The sequence below is a fragment of the Pseudomonas sp. PDM20 genome, from assembly GCF_014852575.3.
In the GTDB taxonomy this organism is placed as follows: domain Bacteria; phylum Pseudomonadota; class Gammaproteobacteria; order Pseudomonadales; family Pseudomonadaceae; genus Pseudomonas.
On record NZ_CM181224.1, the window covers coordinates 2,567,611 to 2,581,445 of the forward strand.

The following is a 13,835-nucleotide window of genomic DNA, read 5'->3' on the forward strand; positions in this document are numbered from 1 at the left end:
GTGGAGCGCAGCGATACCCATGCTGTCCGTGCACGGGATTGATGGGTATCGCTGCGCTCCACGCCATCCTACGCAGTGTTTTTCCTGCACGACTCCCAAATAAAAAAGCCGCCCTCGGGCGGCTTTCTGCGTTGTGGGCGATCAGCCCGCCGTGCGCATCTCGTTCAGCACGATCTGCCGCCTGGCGCTGCGCGACAGGCGAATGCACAGCATCACCGCGGCGCAGGTCAGACCGACGATCAGGCCCTCCCACAGGCCGCGCGGGCCGGTGGGCTCCTGCAGCCAGTGGGTGAGGCCGAGGCTGTAGCCCACCGGCAGGCCGATGCCCCAGTAGGCGAACAGGGTCATGATCATGGTCGCGCGGGTGTCCTGGTAGCCGCGCAGGGCGCCGGCGGCGGTGACCTGTACGGCGTCGGAGAACTGGAACAGCGCCGAGAACACCAGCAGCGTGGCGGCCAGCGCCAGCACGTCCGGGTCCTGCGTATAGAGCCCGGCGATATGCTCACGCATCAGCAGCATGCCGCTGGCGGAAATGCAGGCGTACGCCAGTGCCGCGCCCATGCCCACGCCGGCAGCGAAACGAGCATCGCGCGGCGCACCGGCACCGAGCGACTGCCCCACGCGGACGGTCACGGCCATGGCCAGCGAGTAGGGGATCATGAACACCAGTGCGCTGAAGTTCAGCGCCACCTGGTGGCCCGCCACCACTTTCTCGCCGAGTTCGCCGATCAGCAGGGCGATCACCGAGAAGATGCTGGACTCGGCGAACACCGCGATGCCGATGGGCAGGCCGACCCCTACGAGGCTGCCGATCACCTGCGGCTTCGGCAGCTCCCAGTGGCTGAACAGCTGGCTCGGCTTGTAGACCTTCGCCCAGTTCACCCAGACCAGCATGCCCAGCAGCATGAACCACATCACCGAGCCGGTGGCCCAGCCGCAGCCGGGGCCGCCCAGCGCCGGGAAGCCGAGGTGGCCGTAGATCAGCACATAGTTGATCGGGATGTTCAGCATCAGTCCGCAGATGCCCAGCACCATGCTTGGCCGGGTGCGCCCCAGGCCATCGCTGAAACAGCGCAGCACGTGATACAGCGCCACCGCCGGCAGGCCGCAGGCGATGCCGCGCAGGTAGAAGCAGCTCGGCTCGATCAGCGCTTCCTCGACCTTCATCGCCCGCAGCACCGGCTCGGAGAGCAGCCACAGCGTCGCCCCCGCCAGCGGGCCGACCAGCAGTGCCAGCCACAGCGCCTGGCGCACCAGCGGGCCGGTGCCGGCCTGGTCGCCGGCGCCGTAGCGCTGGGCCACCTTGGCGGTGGTGGCGAGCAGGGTGCCGGTCATCAGCAGGAAGATCGGAATCCAGATCGAGTTGCCCAGTGCCACCGCGGCCAGATCGCGCGGGCCCACGCTGCCGGCCATCACCGCATCGACGAAGCCCATGGCGGTGGTTGCCAGCTGGGCGATCATGATGGGCGCTGCGAGGGTCAGCAGTTCCTTGAGTTCGGTGGCGGTGCGCCGTCCGCGGGAGACGGGCTGGGTGAGGCTGGTCACGGCTTTCCTTGGCAGAAGAAATGAACGGGAAGCCGGCCAGTTTAAGGGCTGTCCGCCCGGGCAGCAAAGCCTGGCGTGTGTGGCGCGGGACCGCGCGCAACGGCGCTGGTAAAGTAGCCGGTGACGATTTCTGGAGTCAGTCCATGCGTATCCTTGCCGATGAAAATATTCCCCTGGTCGAAGCCTTCTTCGGCGCCCATGGCGACATCCGTCGCCTGCCCGGACGCGGGATCGACCGCGCCGCCCTGGGTGATGCCGAAGTATTACTGGTGCGCTCGGTGACGGACGTCAGCCGTGAGCTGCTTCAGGGCAGCCAGGTGAAGTTCGTCGGCACCTGCACCATCGGCACCGATCACCTGGACCTGGACTACTTCGCCGAGGCCGGCATCGCCTGGTCCAGCGCGCCGGGTTGCAACGCCCGCGGTGTGGTGGACTGGGTGCTGGGCAGCCTGCTGGCGCTGGCCGACGTACACGGCGCCAAGCTCTCCGAACGCCGCTATGGCGTGATCGGTGCCGGGCAGGTGGGTGGTCGCCTGGTGGATGTGCTGCGCGGATTGGGCTGGGACGTGCGCGTCTGCGACCCGCCGCGCGCCGCTGCCGAAGGGGGTGATTTCCGCAGCCTGGAAGAAGTGCTGCGCGAGTGCGACGTGATCAGCCTGCACACACCGTTGACCCGCGACGGCGACAACCCGACGCGCCACCTGATCGACGCGCAGCGCCTCAAGGCGCTGCGCCCCGGCACCTGGCTGATCAATGCCAGCCGAGGCGGGGTGGTCGACAACACGGCGCTGCGCATCCACCTGGAGTCCGGCGCGGATATCGACGTGGCGCTGGACGTCTGGGAAGGCGAGCCGGAAGTGAACGTGCAACTGGCCCATCACTGCCGTATCGCCACCCCGCACATCGCTGGCTACAGCCTGGATGGCAAGTTGCGCGGCACGGCGCAGATCTACGAGGCGTTCTGCGCCTGGCAGCGTTGCGAGCCGGCCGTCGATCTCGACGACCTGCTGCCGGCGCAATGGCTGGCCGAACTGAGTCTGAAAGAGGAATGCGATCCGGACTGGGCGCTGGCGATGCTCTGCCGCGCGGTGTACGACCCGCGCAGCGATGACGCCGATTTCCGTCGCAGTCTGATCGGAGACACCCAGACCCGGCGGGCGGCTTTCGACGCGCTGCGCAAGCACTACCCGCCGCGCCGGGAAATCACCGGGCTGTGGGTAGACATCCAGGGCGATTCGCCGCGCCTGGAAAGCCTGCTGACCGCGCTGGGGGCCAACCGGGTCGGGGAGTAGGGCGGACGTGCTGCCGCGCTGTTATTCCGCTTGGCGGCGTGGCGGCTCGCAGGTCTTGTCCAGTTCCTGGCAGGCGCGCTGGATCATGTCTTCGGTAATCGGCACTTCACGGCCCTGGGCATCGATGATCGAGCCGCCGACCGGCTGTTGCGGCTGGCGCGGAGTGGGGCGGGGGGCGGATTCACGGTGGGTTTGCAGGCTCATGGCCAATCTCCTCTACATCAGTGCATTGCAGTCTAGGCAGATCAGATGAAACCCCGGTGACAGAGGCGGCCAAGGGCAGCGCCTGAAAATCGTCACCGAAGACAGACGACCCGAGCGCTCGCAGATTGCGTGCCAATCGCGAGGTCCCCGGTCGTTTGCTTGTCGTTATAGTCAGTGGAGTTGCCGCTTCCCTGGTCCGACCCGGCGTTGCGCCGGTGGTTCGAAGAAGTTTCCCTCGAGGTTGAGTATGGACAGGATTCGCATAGGGCTGATCATCAATCCGCTGGCCGGTATCGGCGGCCCGACCGCGCTCAAGGGCAGCGATGGCGTGGCCGCGCTGGCCCTGGCCCGCGGCGCCGAACCACGGGCGGCGGAGCGCACGCGGGTTGCCCTGGAGCACCTGCTGCCGGTGCGCGAGCGCCTGGAGTTCCTCACCTTTCCCGGCCCGATGGGGAGTGACCTGCTGGCGGACATGGGTTTCGCCCATCGCCTGGTTGGGGCGCTGGAGAAAGAGCAGAGCAGCGCGGCGGATACCCGTCACGCCGTGCAGGCGCTGCAGGAGGCCGGCGTGGCGCTGATCCTCTTTGCCGGTGGCGACGGCACCGCGCGGGATGTGGCCGAGGTGGCCCGCGAAGGCCAGCCGGTGCTGGGCATTCCCGCCGGGGTGAAGATCCATTCCGGGGTCTACACCATCAGCCCGCGCGCGGCCGGGGAGCTGGCGCGGCGGCTGGTGGATGGCGGGCTGGTGCGCCTGACCCAGGGTGAAGTGCGCGATCTCGACGAAGCCGCGCTGCGTGAGGGACGCGTCGCCGCGCGCTGGTACGCCGAACTGACGGTGCCCGAGGAAGGCCACTTCATGCAGCACGTGAAGCAGGCCGGCATGGAGACCGAGGAGCTGGTGCTCGCCGATCTCGCCGCCTGGCTGGAGGACAGCTGGGAGGACGATGTGCGTTACGTCTTCGGCCCCGGCTCGACGCTGCACGGGCTGGCTGCCGACCTGCACCTGGACACCACCCTGCTGGGCGTGGATGTGATCGAGAACGGCGAAGTGATCGCCCGCGACGTCACCGAGGCGCAGCTGTTCGAGCTGGTGGACGGGCACCCGGCCTTCCTGCTGGTGACTGCCATCGGTGGTCAGGGCCACATTCTTGGGCGCGGCAACCAGCAGATCAGCCCGCGCGTGCTGCGCGCCATCGGCATCGAGCGACTGCGGGTGATTGCCACCAAGCGCAAGCTCGGCACCCTCGAGGGCCGGCCGCTACTGGTGGACAGTGGCGATGCCGGGCTGGACGCGAGCTTCCCGGCGGCGGTGCGGGTGTGGGCGGGCTACAAGGAAGAGCTGCTCTATCCGCTGGGCTGGGGCAGCGAAGAACTGCCCCGTTAGCGAAAGTCCGACGCTCGGGTTCGCCCTCACCCTAACCCTCTCCCAGGGGGAGAGGGGACCGTTCGGTGCAGGGAGAGACCTTGGTTTCAGCTGGTACGGACGGCTCCCTCTCCTCCGGGAGAGGGTTGGGGTGAGGGGAAGTGCAGGCACGGACAACCCCTGGGGAAGACAGTTGCTCCCACGCACGGTGGTGCAGGTAACCGAGCCTGATCTAGACTCCTTCGCTCCGCGAAACCGGAAGAGGGGGCAGGGCATGCATTCGGGCGGTTGTCTGTGCGGCGCGGTGCGCTACGAGATCAGCGGCGAGCTGGCGCCAATCCAGGTCTGCCATTGCGGCCAGTGTCGCAAGGCACAGGGTGGGCCGTTCGCCACCAATGTCCCGGTGCAGCGCACGGCGTTCCGTCTGCTCAGCGGTGAGTCGGAGCTGGCCGAGTACCGCGCCACGCCGGAAAAGAAACGCGTGTTCTGCCGCACCTGCGGCTCGCCCATCTACAGCGCTCGCGATGCGCTGCCGGACACTTTGCGGGTGCGGGCGGGAACCCTGGACGAGCCCGTGCGGACAAAGCTCGAAGCACATTACTACGTCGACTCCCGCGCCAGTTGGTGGCCGCTGGAGGACAATCTGCCCCATCACGGGGGCGCCAGGTCGGAATGAAGGAGCTGGCACCGCCAGCAGCAGTCAGGGAGCAATAAGGTCAGTGGCAATGGAACGGAAATTTCGCGTGCTGGTGCTGGGCGGTTACGGCAACTTCGGCAGCCTGATCGTGCATCGCCTCAGCGGCATCGAAGGCATCCGCGTGCTGGTCGGCGGGCGCGACCAGCGCCGCGCCAATGAACTGGCCGCGCAGGTGGGCGGCGAGGCGGTGTGCCTGGACATGAACCAGCCGACGCTGGCCGGCCGCCTCAATGAACTGAAGGTCGACCTGGTGATTTCCACCGCCGGGCCGTTCCAGGGTCAGGACTATCGCGTTGCCCGCGCTGCCATCGGCGCTCGCGCCCATTACATCGATCTGGCCGACGCCCGCCAGTTCGTCTGCGGCATCCACGAACTCGACCGCGCCGCACGCAGCGCGGGGGTTCTGGTATGCAGCGGCGCCAGTTCGGTGCCTGCTCTGGCGGCCTCGGTGATCGACGAGTTGCTGCCACGTTTCCAGCGCCTGGACAGCATCCACCACGGCATCAGCTCCTCGGCGAAGATTCCCGGCCAGGCCACGGTCTCCGCGGTGCTGGGCTACTGCGGCAAACCGTTGCGCCAGTGGCGCCAGGGGCGCTGGCAGGACGTACACGGCTGGCAGGGGCTGACTCGCCACCGCTTTCCCGCCCCGCTGGGCAAACGCTGGCTGGCCCACTGTGATGTACCGGACCTCGACCTGTTCCCGCAGCGCTACCCCGGTGTGCAGGACGTGCGTTTCTCCGCCGGCCTCGGCCTGAAGCTCACCCAGTTCGGCACCTGGGGCCTGTCGTGGCTGGTGCGCGCCGGGCTGGTGAAGGACGCTGCGCGCCTGGGCGCCAGCCTGCACCGCCTGGCTGTGGCGATGCAGCCATTGGGCGATGGGCGCAGCGGCATGTTCGTCCACCTGCAGGGCGTCGATGGCGACGGCAAACCCCTGGCGCTGTGCTGGGAAATTCTCGCGCAGCAGGACCACGGCCCGAACATCCCCTGCATGGCGGCGGTGGCGCTGGCGCGCAAGCTCGCCGCCGGACAGTTGCGGCAGCGCGGCGCGACCCCCTGTATCGGCCTGCTCACCACGGATGAATACGTGGCCGAACTGGAAGGGCTGGACATCTCCCAGGGGCTGCGCGAACTGGCTGCGCATTGATAGCAGACTGTTGCCCAGGCAACAGTCGATCAGCAGCGTTGTTGCCTGAGTGACATGAAGCGCCGGAAAAACCGGCTGAAGTGCCCGAAAATCATACATTTCCCTGTTGGTACGGCCCTTGCTCAAGGCTTCTGTACCTAGCGCAACAGTCAACAGGGAAAACCCATGACCAGCCCCATCAAAGTGGTCGCCGTCTCCGGCGGCACCTATCGCCCCTCGCGCACCCTGGTGCTCACCCAGGCCGTGCTCGACGCCCTCGGCGAGCAGCTTCCGGTAGAAGCCCGAGTCATCGAACTGGCCGACATCGCCCGCCCGCTGGGCGCCGCGCTGTCGCGCCAGGAGCTTTCCGCCGAGCTGGAAGCCACCCTGCGCGAGATCGAGACCGCCGACCTGCTGGTGGTGGCCTCGCCGGTCTACCGCGGCTCCTATCCGGGCCTGCTCAAGCACCTGTTCGACCTGGTGGACATGAATGCCCTGATCGACACCCCGGTGCTGCTCGCGGCCACCGGCGGCAGCGAGCGCCACGCGCTGGTCCTCGATCATCAGTTGCGCCCGCTGTTCAGCTTCTTCCAGTCGATCACGCTGCCGATCGGTGTGTACGCCAGCGAGGCGGACTTCGCCAACTACCAGATCACCAGCGACACCCTGCTCGCCCGCATCCAGCTGGCCGCCGAGCGCGCCGCGCCGCTGTTCGCCCGTCCGCAACTGCGCAAGACCGCCTGAGGAGCCTTCGATGAATGTGTTCTGGTTCCTGCCCACCCACGGCGACGGCCACTTCCTCGGCACCAGCGAGGGCGCGCGCCCGGTGTCGCTGCCGTACCTCAAGCAGATCGCCCAGGCCGCCGATTCCCTGGGCTACTACGGCGTGCTGATTCCCACCGGGCGCTCCTGCGAGGACTCCTGGGTGGTCGCCTCGGCCCTGGCGCCGCTCACCGAACGCCTGCGTTACCTGGTGGCGATCCGTCCGGGAATCATCTCGCCGACCGTTTCCGCGCGGATGGCCGCGACCCTGGATCGCCTCTCCGGCGGGCGCCTGCTGATCAACGTGGTCACCGGCGGCGACCCGGATGAAAACCGTGGCGACGGCATCCACCTCAGCCATGCCGAGCGCTACGAAGTCACCGACGAATTCCTGCGCATCTGGCGCCGCGTGCTGCAGGGCGAATCCGTGGACTTCGCCGGCAAGCACCTGCAGGTAGAGAACGCCAAGGCGCTCTATCCGCCGATCCAGAAGCCTTATCCGCCGTTGTACTTCGGCGGCTCCTCGGCCGAGGCCCACGACCTGGCCGCCGAGCAGGTCGACGTCTACCTGACCTGGGGCGAGCCGCCGCAAGCGGTCGCGCAGAAGATCGCCGACGTCCGCGAGAAGGCCGCGAAGCAGGGGCGCAGCGTGAAGTTCGGCATTCGCCTGCACGTGATCGTCCGCGAGACCGCCGAGGAAGCCTGGCAGGCCGCCGACAGGCTGATCGCCAACATCTCCGACGAGACCATCAGCAATGCGCAGAAATCCTTCGCCCGCTTCGACTCCGAAGGCCAGCGGCGCATGGCTGCGCTGCACGGCGGGCGCCGCGACCAGCTGGAGATCTACCCCAACCTCTGGGCCGGTGTCGGCCTGGTCCGTGGTGGCGCCGGCACCGCGCTGGTGGGCGACCCGCAGCAGGTGGCCGAGCGCATCAGGGAGTACGCGGACCTCGGCATCGACAGCTTCATCTTCTCCGGCTACCCGCATCTGGAAGAGGCCTATCGCTTCGCCGAGCTGGTCTTCCCGCTGCTTCCTGAGCCCTACGCCAGCCTTGCCGGGCGCGGCGTGACCAACCTCACCGGGCCCTTTGGCGAAATGATCGCCAACGATGTGCTGCCCGGACGCAAGGCCGGCTGACCCGGCTCTCCGCGCCCCGACTTGCCGGGCACAGGCCCGGCTTGCCCTGAACAGACTCAAGAGGAAGCGAGCGTGAACGCCAAGACGCGTCTCGACGCACAGACATCCGGGCAGTTCGAAGCGACTCCCGGACAGATTGCCCAGCGCCTGGCCGCCGGTTTCGCCGAAACCGCCGCCGAGCGCGACATCCGTGGCGGCACGCCGAAGGCCGAGCGCGACGCGCTGCGCCAGAGCGGCCTGCTGTCGCTGATCATCCCCAGCGAGTACGGCGGCCTGGGCGCCGACTGGAGCACCACGCTGGACATCGTCCGCCAGTTCGCCTTGGTCGACAGTTCCATTGCCCACGTGTTCGGTTTCCAGCACCTGATGCTGGCCACCGTGCGCCTGTTCTCCCGCCCCGAGCAGTGGCAGCCGTGGTTCGAGCTGACCGCGCGCAATCAATGGTTCTGGGGCAACGCACTCAACCCGCTGGATACCCGTACCGTGTCGCGCAGCTTCGCCGGCTGGCGCGAGTTCTCCGGGCGCAAGAGCTTCTGCTCCGGCGCGCTGGATTCGCAGATGCTTATTGCCTCGGCGCTGGACGGCGAGGGTGGCAAGCTGCTGATCGCCGCCATCCCCACCGCGCGCAGCGGCATCAGCCTGGCCCACGACTGGGACAACATGGGCCAGCGCCAGACCGACAGCGGCAGCGCCACCTTCGAGCGCGTGCGGGTGGAGGAGAGCGAGCTGCTGCTCGATCCGGGCCCGCTGAGCACGCCCTTTGCCTGCCTGCGCCCGCTGATTGCCCAGCTGATCTTCACCCACGTCTTCCTCGGTATTGCCGAGGGTGCGTTCGAGGAAGCGCGGCAGTACACGCTCAAGGAGGCCCGCCCGTGGTTCCGTTCCAGCGCCGCAACGGTGGCTGAAGACCCCTACGTGCTCGCGCACTACGGTGAGTTCTGGGTTGGCCTGGAAAGCACCCGCCTGCTGGTGCGCCGTGCTGCGCAACTGCTCGACGAAGCCTGGACCAAAGGAGCGGCACTGGACGCCGAGGAGCGCGGCCGGCTCGCCGTGGCCATCGCCACCGCCAAGGTCGCGGCCACCCGCAATGGCCTGGACATCTGCAACCGCCTGTTCGAAGTCACCGGCGCGCGCTCCACCCATGCCGCGCTGCGCATCGACCGCTACTGGCGCAACCTGCGCACCCAGACCCTGCACGACCCGGTGGACTACAAGGTCCGCGAGCTGGGCGACTGGGCGCTGAACCAGCAACTGCCGCAACCGACCTTCTACTCATGAACGCGACCACACCCGAGGGGCTGCTGACCCTGCCCAAATCGCCCGCGCTGGCCACCTCCATCCGCGCGACCGCCCAGGTCTTCGAAGACCCGAAATCCCAGGCGCTGCTCGACCACCTGCAGCAGGTCGCGCCCAGCGAGGCCAGCGTGCTGATCATCGGCGAGACCGGTACCGGCAAGGAGCTGGTGGCGCGGCACATCCACAACCTCAGTGCGCGGCGCGGCGGCCCGTTCGTGGCGGTGAACTGCGGGGCCTTCTCCGAGTCGCTGGTGGAGGCCGAGCTGTTCGGCCACGAGAAGGGCGCCTTCACCGGCGCGCTGGCGGCCAAGGCCGGCTGGTTCGAGGAAGCCAATGGCGGCACGCTGTTCCTCGACGAGATCGGCGACCTGCCAATGCCGATCCAGGTCAAGTTGCTGCGTGTGCTGCAGGAGCGCGAGGTAGTACGCCTGGGCTCGCGCAAGAGCATCCCGATCGACGTGCGGGTGCTCGCGGCCACCAACGTGCAACTGGAGAAGGCGATCAACGCCGGGCATTTCCGCGAGGACCTCTACTACCGGCTCAACGTGGTCAGCCTGGAGCTGTCGCCGCTACGCGAGCGGCCCGGCGACATCCTCCCGCTGACCCGCCATTTCATCGCCGAGTACAGCCGGCGCCTGGGTTACGGTCAGAGCCAGCTGAGCGCCGAGGCCGCGCAGAAGCTGCGCAGCTACTCGTGGCCGGGCAACATCCGCGAGCTGGAAAACGTCATCCACCATACGTTGCTGATCTGCCGCGACGGCGTGGTGCGCGCGGAGGACCTGCACCTGTCCAACCTGCGCATCGAGCGCAGCGAGGAGCCACGGCTGGAGTCCCTGGGCGCCGAGCAGATTCTCCAGCAGGCCTTCCAGCGGCTGTTCGAGGAGCAGGGCGGCAACCTGCATGCGCGGGTGGAAGATGCGCTGTTGCGCGCGGCCTATCGCTTCTGCCACTGCAACCAGGTCCACACCGCCAATCTGCTCGGCCTGAGCCGCAACGTCACGCGCACGCGGCTGATCGAGATCGGCGAGCTGGTGGTGAACAAGCGCCGGAGCGCGGCGGTGATCGACCCGCAGCGGGGCGTGCGGCTGTCGATCTAGCCCGCTCTGCTCGGGCCCGTCTATTTGGAGGTATTCGCCGCGGGCCACTGATCCACGGCAACGAAACGGACCAGTGGCCAGCCTAGACTCCGGGACCGCCCATCCCTCGCGAAAGGAGTCTCCCATGCACGTGGACATCGCCATCGTCGGCGCCGGCCCCGCCGGGCTTTGCCTGGCCCGCTCGCTGTCGGGCAACGGGCTGTCGATCCTGCTGATCGACCGCCAGCCGCTGGCCGCCGTGTCCGAGCCCGCCGAGGACGGCCGGGAGATCGCCCTGACCCACGCCTCCCGCGCCGAACTGCAGCGGCTGGGCATGTGGTCGCGGATCGATCCGCAGGAAGTCTCGCCGCTGCGCGATGCCCAGGTGCTCAATGGCCCCTCGCTGTTCACCCTGCGCATCGAGGCCGAGCACGCCGGCGCCGAGCAACTGGGTTACTTCGTGTCCAACCAGATGATCCGCCGCGCCGCCTTCGATGCGGTGCACGAATGTGCGGACGTCTCGCTGGTCTGCGGCCGTGCCTTGCGCACGTTGCAGGTGCAGCAGGATGGCGTGTCGCTGACGCTGGACGATGACAGCCGTGTCCATGCGCGCCTGCTGGTGGCGGCCGACAGCCGCTTCTCCGAGACCCGCCGCATGCTCGGCATCGGCGCGCACATGGAGGACTTCGGCAAGACCATGATGGTCTGCCGCATGGCCCACGAGAAACCGCATCACAATGTCGCCTGGGAATGGTTCGGCTACGGCCAGACCCTGGCGCTGCTGCCGATCAACGGCGACCGCTCCTCGGTGGTGCTGACCTTGCCGCAGCGCGAGATGGCGCCGCTGCTGGAGCTGGACGAGAAGGCCTTCGCCCAGGAGATGGAGCGCCGCTTCGACCGCCGCCTGGGTGGCATGCAGCTGCTCGGCCCGCGCCACAGCTACCCGCTGGTGGGTGTGTACTCGGACCGCTTCGTCGGCCCGCGCAGCGCACTGATCGGCGATGCCGCGGTCGGCATGCACCCGGTCACCGCCCACGGCTTCAACTTTGGTCTGCAGAGCCAGCGTCGGCTGGCCAATGAAATCCTCGCGACCCATCGCCGTGGCGGCGATATCGGCGGCACCTGGCCGCTGCGTCGTTACGCCATGGCCCACCGCCTGGCGACCTGGCCGCTGTACCAGGCCACCCGGCTGATCGTCGGCATGTACACCGACCCGCGCCCGCCGGTGCGTCTGCTGCGCAATGCCGGCCTGCGCCTGGCGCAGAACCTGCCGCCGCTGCGCACGGCGATTGCCAAGCATCTGACCCAGGGGGCCTGATAGCTGGCTTGGTATCCGCCACAATGGCGGATAACGCCGTAGGCGTTATGCACCCTACGGGGCTTGCTCTGGAGCGTAAAAGCGTTCGCGAGCAAGCTCGCTCCTACGAAAAGCATACCGAGTGGCTCGGTGGCGGTAGGAGCGAGCTTGCTCGCGAATGGTACGGCTCCTGACGCCTCAGGCAGCCTCGGTCTGCCGTGCCTTCTTCTGCTCCAGCTCGCGCACCAGCGGCAGCACCTTCTCGCCGAAGTAGCGCACTTCTTCCTGGAAGTGCAGGAAGCCCGTCAACACCAGGTCCACGCCCACCGCCTTGAGCGCGACGATACGTTCGGCGATCTGCTGCGGCGTGCCGATCAGGTTGGTCTTGAAGCCATCGTTGTACTGCACCAGGTCCTCGAAGCTGGATTTCGCCCAGTTGCCTTCGCCCTCCGGCGAGGCGGCGCCGGCTTGCTTGGCAGCGTGGCCGAAGGCGTTTACCGCTTCCGGGTCGGCCTTGTCGATGATCTCGGCGAGCACTGCGCGGGCTTCCTCCTCGGTATCGCGGGCGATGACGAAGGCGTTCACCCCGATCTTCACCGCGTGTCCGTTGGCCGCGGCCTTTTCGCGGATGTCGTCCACCTGTGCCTTGATCCCTTCCACGCTGTTGCCGTTGGTGAAGTACCAGTCGGAGACTCGTGAAGCCATGTCGCGCGCGGCCCGTGAGCTGCCGCCCTGGAAGATTTCCGGGTGCGGGCGCTGCAGTGGCCGGGGCTTCAGGTTGTAGTCGTGGAAGCGGTAGAAGTCGCCGTGGAAGCTGAAGTTGTCCTGGGTCCAGATGCCCTTCAGGGCGCGGATGAATTCCTCCGAGCGGCGGTAGCGCTCGTCATGCTCCAGCCAGGGTTCGCCGATGGCCTGGAACTCTCCCTTGAACCAGCCGCTGACGATGTTCACTGCGATGCGCCCGCCAGTGAGCTGGTCGATGGTCGCCAGTTGCTTGGCCGCCAGCGCGGGCGTCCATGGGCCGGGGAGGATGGCGGCGATCACCTTGAGCTTTTCCGTGGCGCCCAGCAGGGCATGGCTGAAGGCTACCGACTCGTGCTGGTACTCGGCGCCGTAGCCGGCGGTGAAGCGGATCTGCGTCAGCGCGTAGTCGAAACCCGCGTCCTCGGCGATGCGCGCGAGCTGGCGGTTGTAGTCGATGTCCCAGTGGGTGCGCTGCTCGATCTTGCTGACCACCAGGCCGCCACTGACGTTCGGGACCCAGTAGGCGAAGCGGATCGGTTGTTGGCTCATGGCTCGGGCTCCTCGGGGCTGCACAGCGGCGAAGGTGCCGCAGGCTGTGCAGAGCGAAAGCCGTGCCACGCGGGGAAATTCCCAGCGGATCAGCAGCTTGGCGTTTGGCCAGGACAGCGGCGGGTGTTCCGCACGGCGCACAGCTGCTGGGCAAGTGTTGGTCAGGCAACAGTGCCGGGTGCGACAACCGGCCCCTGAGCAGGCGCCGGCAAGGCTGTCAGAATTCGAAGTTCACCCGCTCACAGAAGTGGGAATCTCCTGCGTGCGAATCCATAACAGAACAAATCCAGGGGGCAGCATGGCCATCACTTCCAGCGATATCTGCAACGCCGCCGACGGGCTGTCCGGCTTCGTCGGCTTCAACCTCAAGACCGGCAAGTACATCGTGCGCTTCAGCGAGGACTCCTTCGGCATGGACGTGGCCGAGGACAGTATCCGCCCGGCCTGCGAGTTCGTCTGGGCACCGAAGAACGGCGTGGTGATGACCCTGAGCCGCGAGTGCCTGCAGATTCTTGCCGAGCAGAACATCCACGACCGCCTGAACCTCAACGAGGCGCTGCTGACCTACCTGCGCCGCACCGACCTGCCGGAGATCGCCGCCGAGCGTTGCCTGAAGTGATCACCACGCCCGCGCGCCGGGCGTTCGCAGGGGCGGGGGAGCGCCGGGCAGCGCGAAGCCGGGGAGGGGTTCGCGGGCCCGCTCCTGCAGAAACCGGGATTCGGGACCAGCCGGAGCGGACGGCGTCCGC

13 protein-coding genes are annotated in these 13,835 nt (G+C 67.7%); 10 read left to right on the forward strand and 3 right to left on the reverse strand.

Going from position 1 to position 13,835, the window contains the following annotated elements; all coding sequences use genetic code 11:
* Positions 1 to 141 precede the first annotated feature (141 nt).
* Positions 142 to 1,545: an MATE family efflux transporter gene (locus tag IB261_RS11975; RefSeq protein WP_192223095.1), complete on the reverse strand. Its 1,404-nt coding sequence runs from the start codon at positions 1,543 to 1,545 to the stop codon at positions 142 to 144.
* A gap of 143 nt (positions 1,546 to 1,688) precedes the next feature.
* Between IB261_RS11975 and pdxB the strand changes: the two genes are divergently transcribed.
* A complete protein-coding gene (gene pdxB / locus IB261_RS11980; protein ID WP_081516752.1) occupies positions 1,689 to 2,837 on the forward strand; it encodes a 4-phosphoerythronate dehydrogenase PdxB in 1,149 nt (382 codons plus the stop codon).
* 21 nt (positions 2,838 to 2,858) lie between these two features.
* On the opposite strand, the gene IB261_RS11985 is transcribed toward pdxB, so the two are convergent.
* Complete coding sequence (locus IB261_RS11985; protein ID WP_045207896.1) at positions 2,859 to 3,041, reverse strand: PA1571 family protein; 183 nt, start codon at positions 3,039 to 3,041, stop codon at positions 2,859 to 2,861.
* A gap of 247 nt (positions 3,042 to 3,288) precedes the next feature.
* On the opposite strand from IB261_RS11985, the gene IB261_RS11990 reads away from it, so the two are divergent.
* From IB261_RS11990 to ubiM, 8 genes are all read left to right on the forward strand, one after another.
* Positions 3,289 to 4,425: an ATP-NAD kinase family protein gene (locus tag IB261_RS11990; protein ID WP_192383006.1), complete on the forward strand. Its 1,137-nt coding sequence runs from the start codon at positions 3,289 to 3,291 to the stop codon at positions 4,423 to 4,425.
* A 253-nt stretch (positions 4,426 to 4,678) separates the two neighbouring features.
* Positions 4,679 to 5,080, forward strand: coding sequence for a GFA family protein (locus tag IB261_RS11995; RefSeq protein ID WP_151186710.1), 402 nt, complete (start codon positions 4,679 to 4,681; stop codon positions 5,078 to 5,080).
* Positions 5,081 to 5,129: 49 nt separating this feature from the next.
* On the forward strand, positions 5,130 to 6,245 hold the full coding sequence (locus IB261_RS12000; RefSeq protein ID WP_192383005.1) for a saccharopine dehydrogenase family protein: 1,116 nt from the start codon (positions 5,130 to 5,132) through the stop codon (positions 6,243 to 6,245).
* A gap of 165 nt (positions 6,246 to 6,410) precedes the next feature.
* Positions 6,411 to 6,968: an FMN reductase gene (gene msuE, locus IB261_RS12005; RefSeq protein WP_192383004.1), complete on the forward strand. Its 558-nt coding sequence runs from the start codon at positions 6,411 to 6,413 to the stop codon at positions 6,966 to 6,968.
* 10 nt (positions 6,969 to 6,978) lie between these two features.
* Positions 6,979 to 8,124 (forward strand): FMNH2-dependent alkanesulfonate monooxygenase, encoded by a 1,146-nt coding sequence (ssuD, locus tag IB261_RS12010; RefSeq protein WP_081516757.1) that lies wholly within the window; start codon positions 6,979 to 6,981, stop codon positions 8,122 to 8,124.
* Positions 8,125 to 8,196: 72 nt separating this feature from the next.
* A complete protein-coding gene (locus IB261_RS12015; protein ID WP_192383003.1) occupies positions 8,197 to 9,402 on the forward strand; it encodes an acyl-CoA dehydrogenase family protein in 1,206 nt (401 codons plus the stop codon).
* Positions 9,399 to 10,517: a sigma-54 interaction domain-containing protein gene (locus IB261_RS12020; protein WP_192223099.1), complete on the forward strand. Its 1,119-nt coding sequence runs from the start codon at positions 9,399 to 9,401 to the stop codon at positions 10,515 to 10,517. The genes IB261_RS12015 and IB261_RS12020 overlap by 4 nt, the downstream gene beginning before the upstream one ends.
* A gap of 124 nt (positions 10,518 to 10,641) precedes the next feature.
* Positions 10,642 to 11,814, forward strand: a complete 1,173-nt coding sequence (gene ubiM / locus IB261_RS12025) for a 5-demethoxyubiquinol-8 5-hydroxylase UbiM (protein ID WP_151186714.1) — start codon at positions 10,642 to 10,644, stop codon at positions 11,812 to 11,814.
* A 177-nt stretch (positions 11,815 to 11,991) separates the two neighbouring features.
* Here ubiM and sfnG read toward each other — a convergent pair whose 3' ends face one another.
* Positions 11,992 to 13,086 (reverse strand): dimethylsulfone monooxygenase SfnG, encoded by a 1,095-nt coding sequence (gene sfnG / locus IB261_RS12030; RefSeq protein WP_192223100.1) that lies wholly within the window; start codon positions 13,084 to 13,086, stop codon positions 11,992 to 11,994.
* A 298-nt stretch (positions 13,087 to 13,384) separates the two neighbouring features.
* Between sfnG and IB261_RS12035 the strand changes: the two genes are divergently transcribed.
* A complete protein-coding gene (locus tag IB261_RS12035; RefSeq protein WP_081516762.1) occupies positions 13,385 to 13,705 on the forward strand; it encodes a DUF2025 family protein in 321 nt (106 codons plus the stop codon).
* Positions 13,706 to 13,835: the final 130 nt, after the last annotated feature.

Excerpts from the sequence above, each read along its gene's own strand:
- pdxB (WP_081516752.1), top strand. The coding sequence starts at position 1,689 with ATGCGTATCCTTGCCGATGAAAATATTCCCCTGGTCGAAGCCTTCTTC.
- IB261_RS11985 (WP_045207896.1), bottom strand. The coding sequence starts at position 3,041 with ATGAGCCTGCAAACCCACCGTGAATCCGCCCCCCGCCCCACTCCGCGC.
- IB261_RS11990 (WP_192383006.1), top strand. The coding sequence starts at position 3,289 with ATGGACAGGATTCGCATAGGGCTGATCATCAATCCGCTGGCCGGTATC.
- IB261_RS11995 (WP_151186710.1), top strand. The coding sequence starts at position 4,679 with ATGCATTCGGGCGGTTGTCTGTGCGGCGCGGTGCGCTACGAGATCAGC.
- IB261_RS12000 (WP_192383005.1), top strand. The coding sequence starts at position 5,130 with ATGGAACGGAAATTTCGCGTGCTGGTGCTGGGCGGTTACGGCAACTTC.
- msuE (WP_192383004.1), top strand. The coding sequence starts at position 6,411 with ATGACCAGCCCCATCAAAGTGGTCGCCGTCTCCGGCGGCACCTATCGC.
- ssuD (WP_081516757.1), top strand. The coding sequence starts at position 6,979 with ATGAATGTGTTCTGGTTCCTGCCCACCCACGGCGACGGCCACTTCCTC.
- IB261_RS12020 (WP_192223099.1), top strand. The coding sequence starts at position 9,399 with ATGAACGCGACCACACCCGAGGGGCTGCTGACCCTGCCCAAATCGCCC.
- ubiM (WP_151186714.1), top strand. The coding sequence starts at position 10,642 with ATGCACGTGGACATCGCCATCGTCGGCGCCGGCCCCGCCGGGCTTTGC.
- sfnG (WP_192223100.1), bottom strand. The coding sequence starts at position 13,086 with ATGAGCCAACAACCGATCCGCTTCGCCTACTGGGTCCCGAACGTCAGT.
- IB261_RS12035 (WP_081516762.1), top strand. The coding sequence starts at position 13,385 with ATGGCCATCACTTCCAGCGATATCTGCAACGCCGCCGACGGGCTGTCC.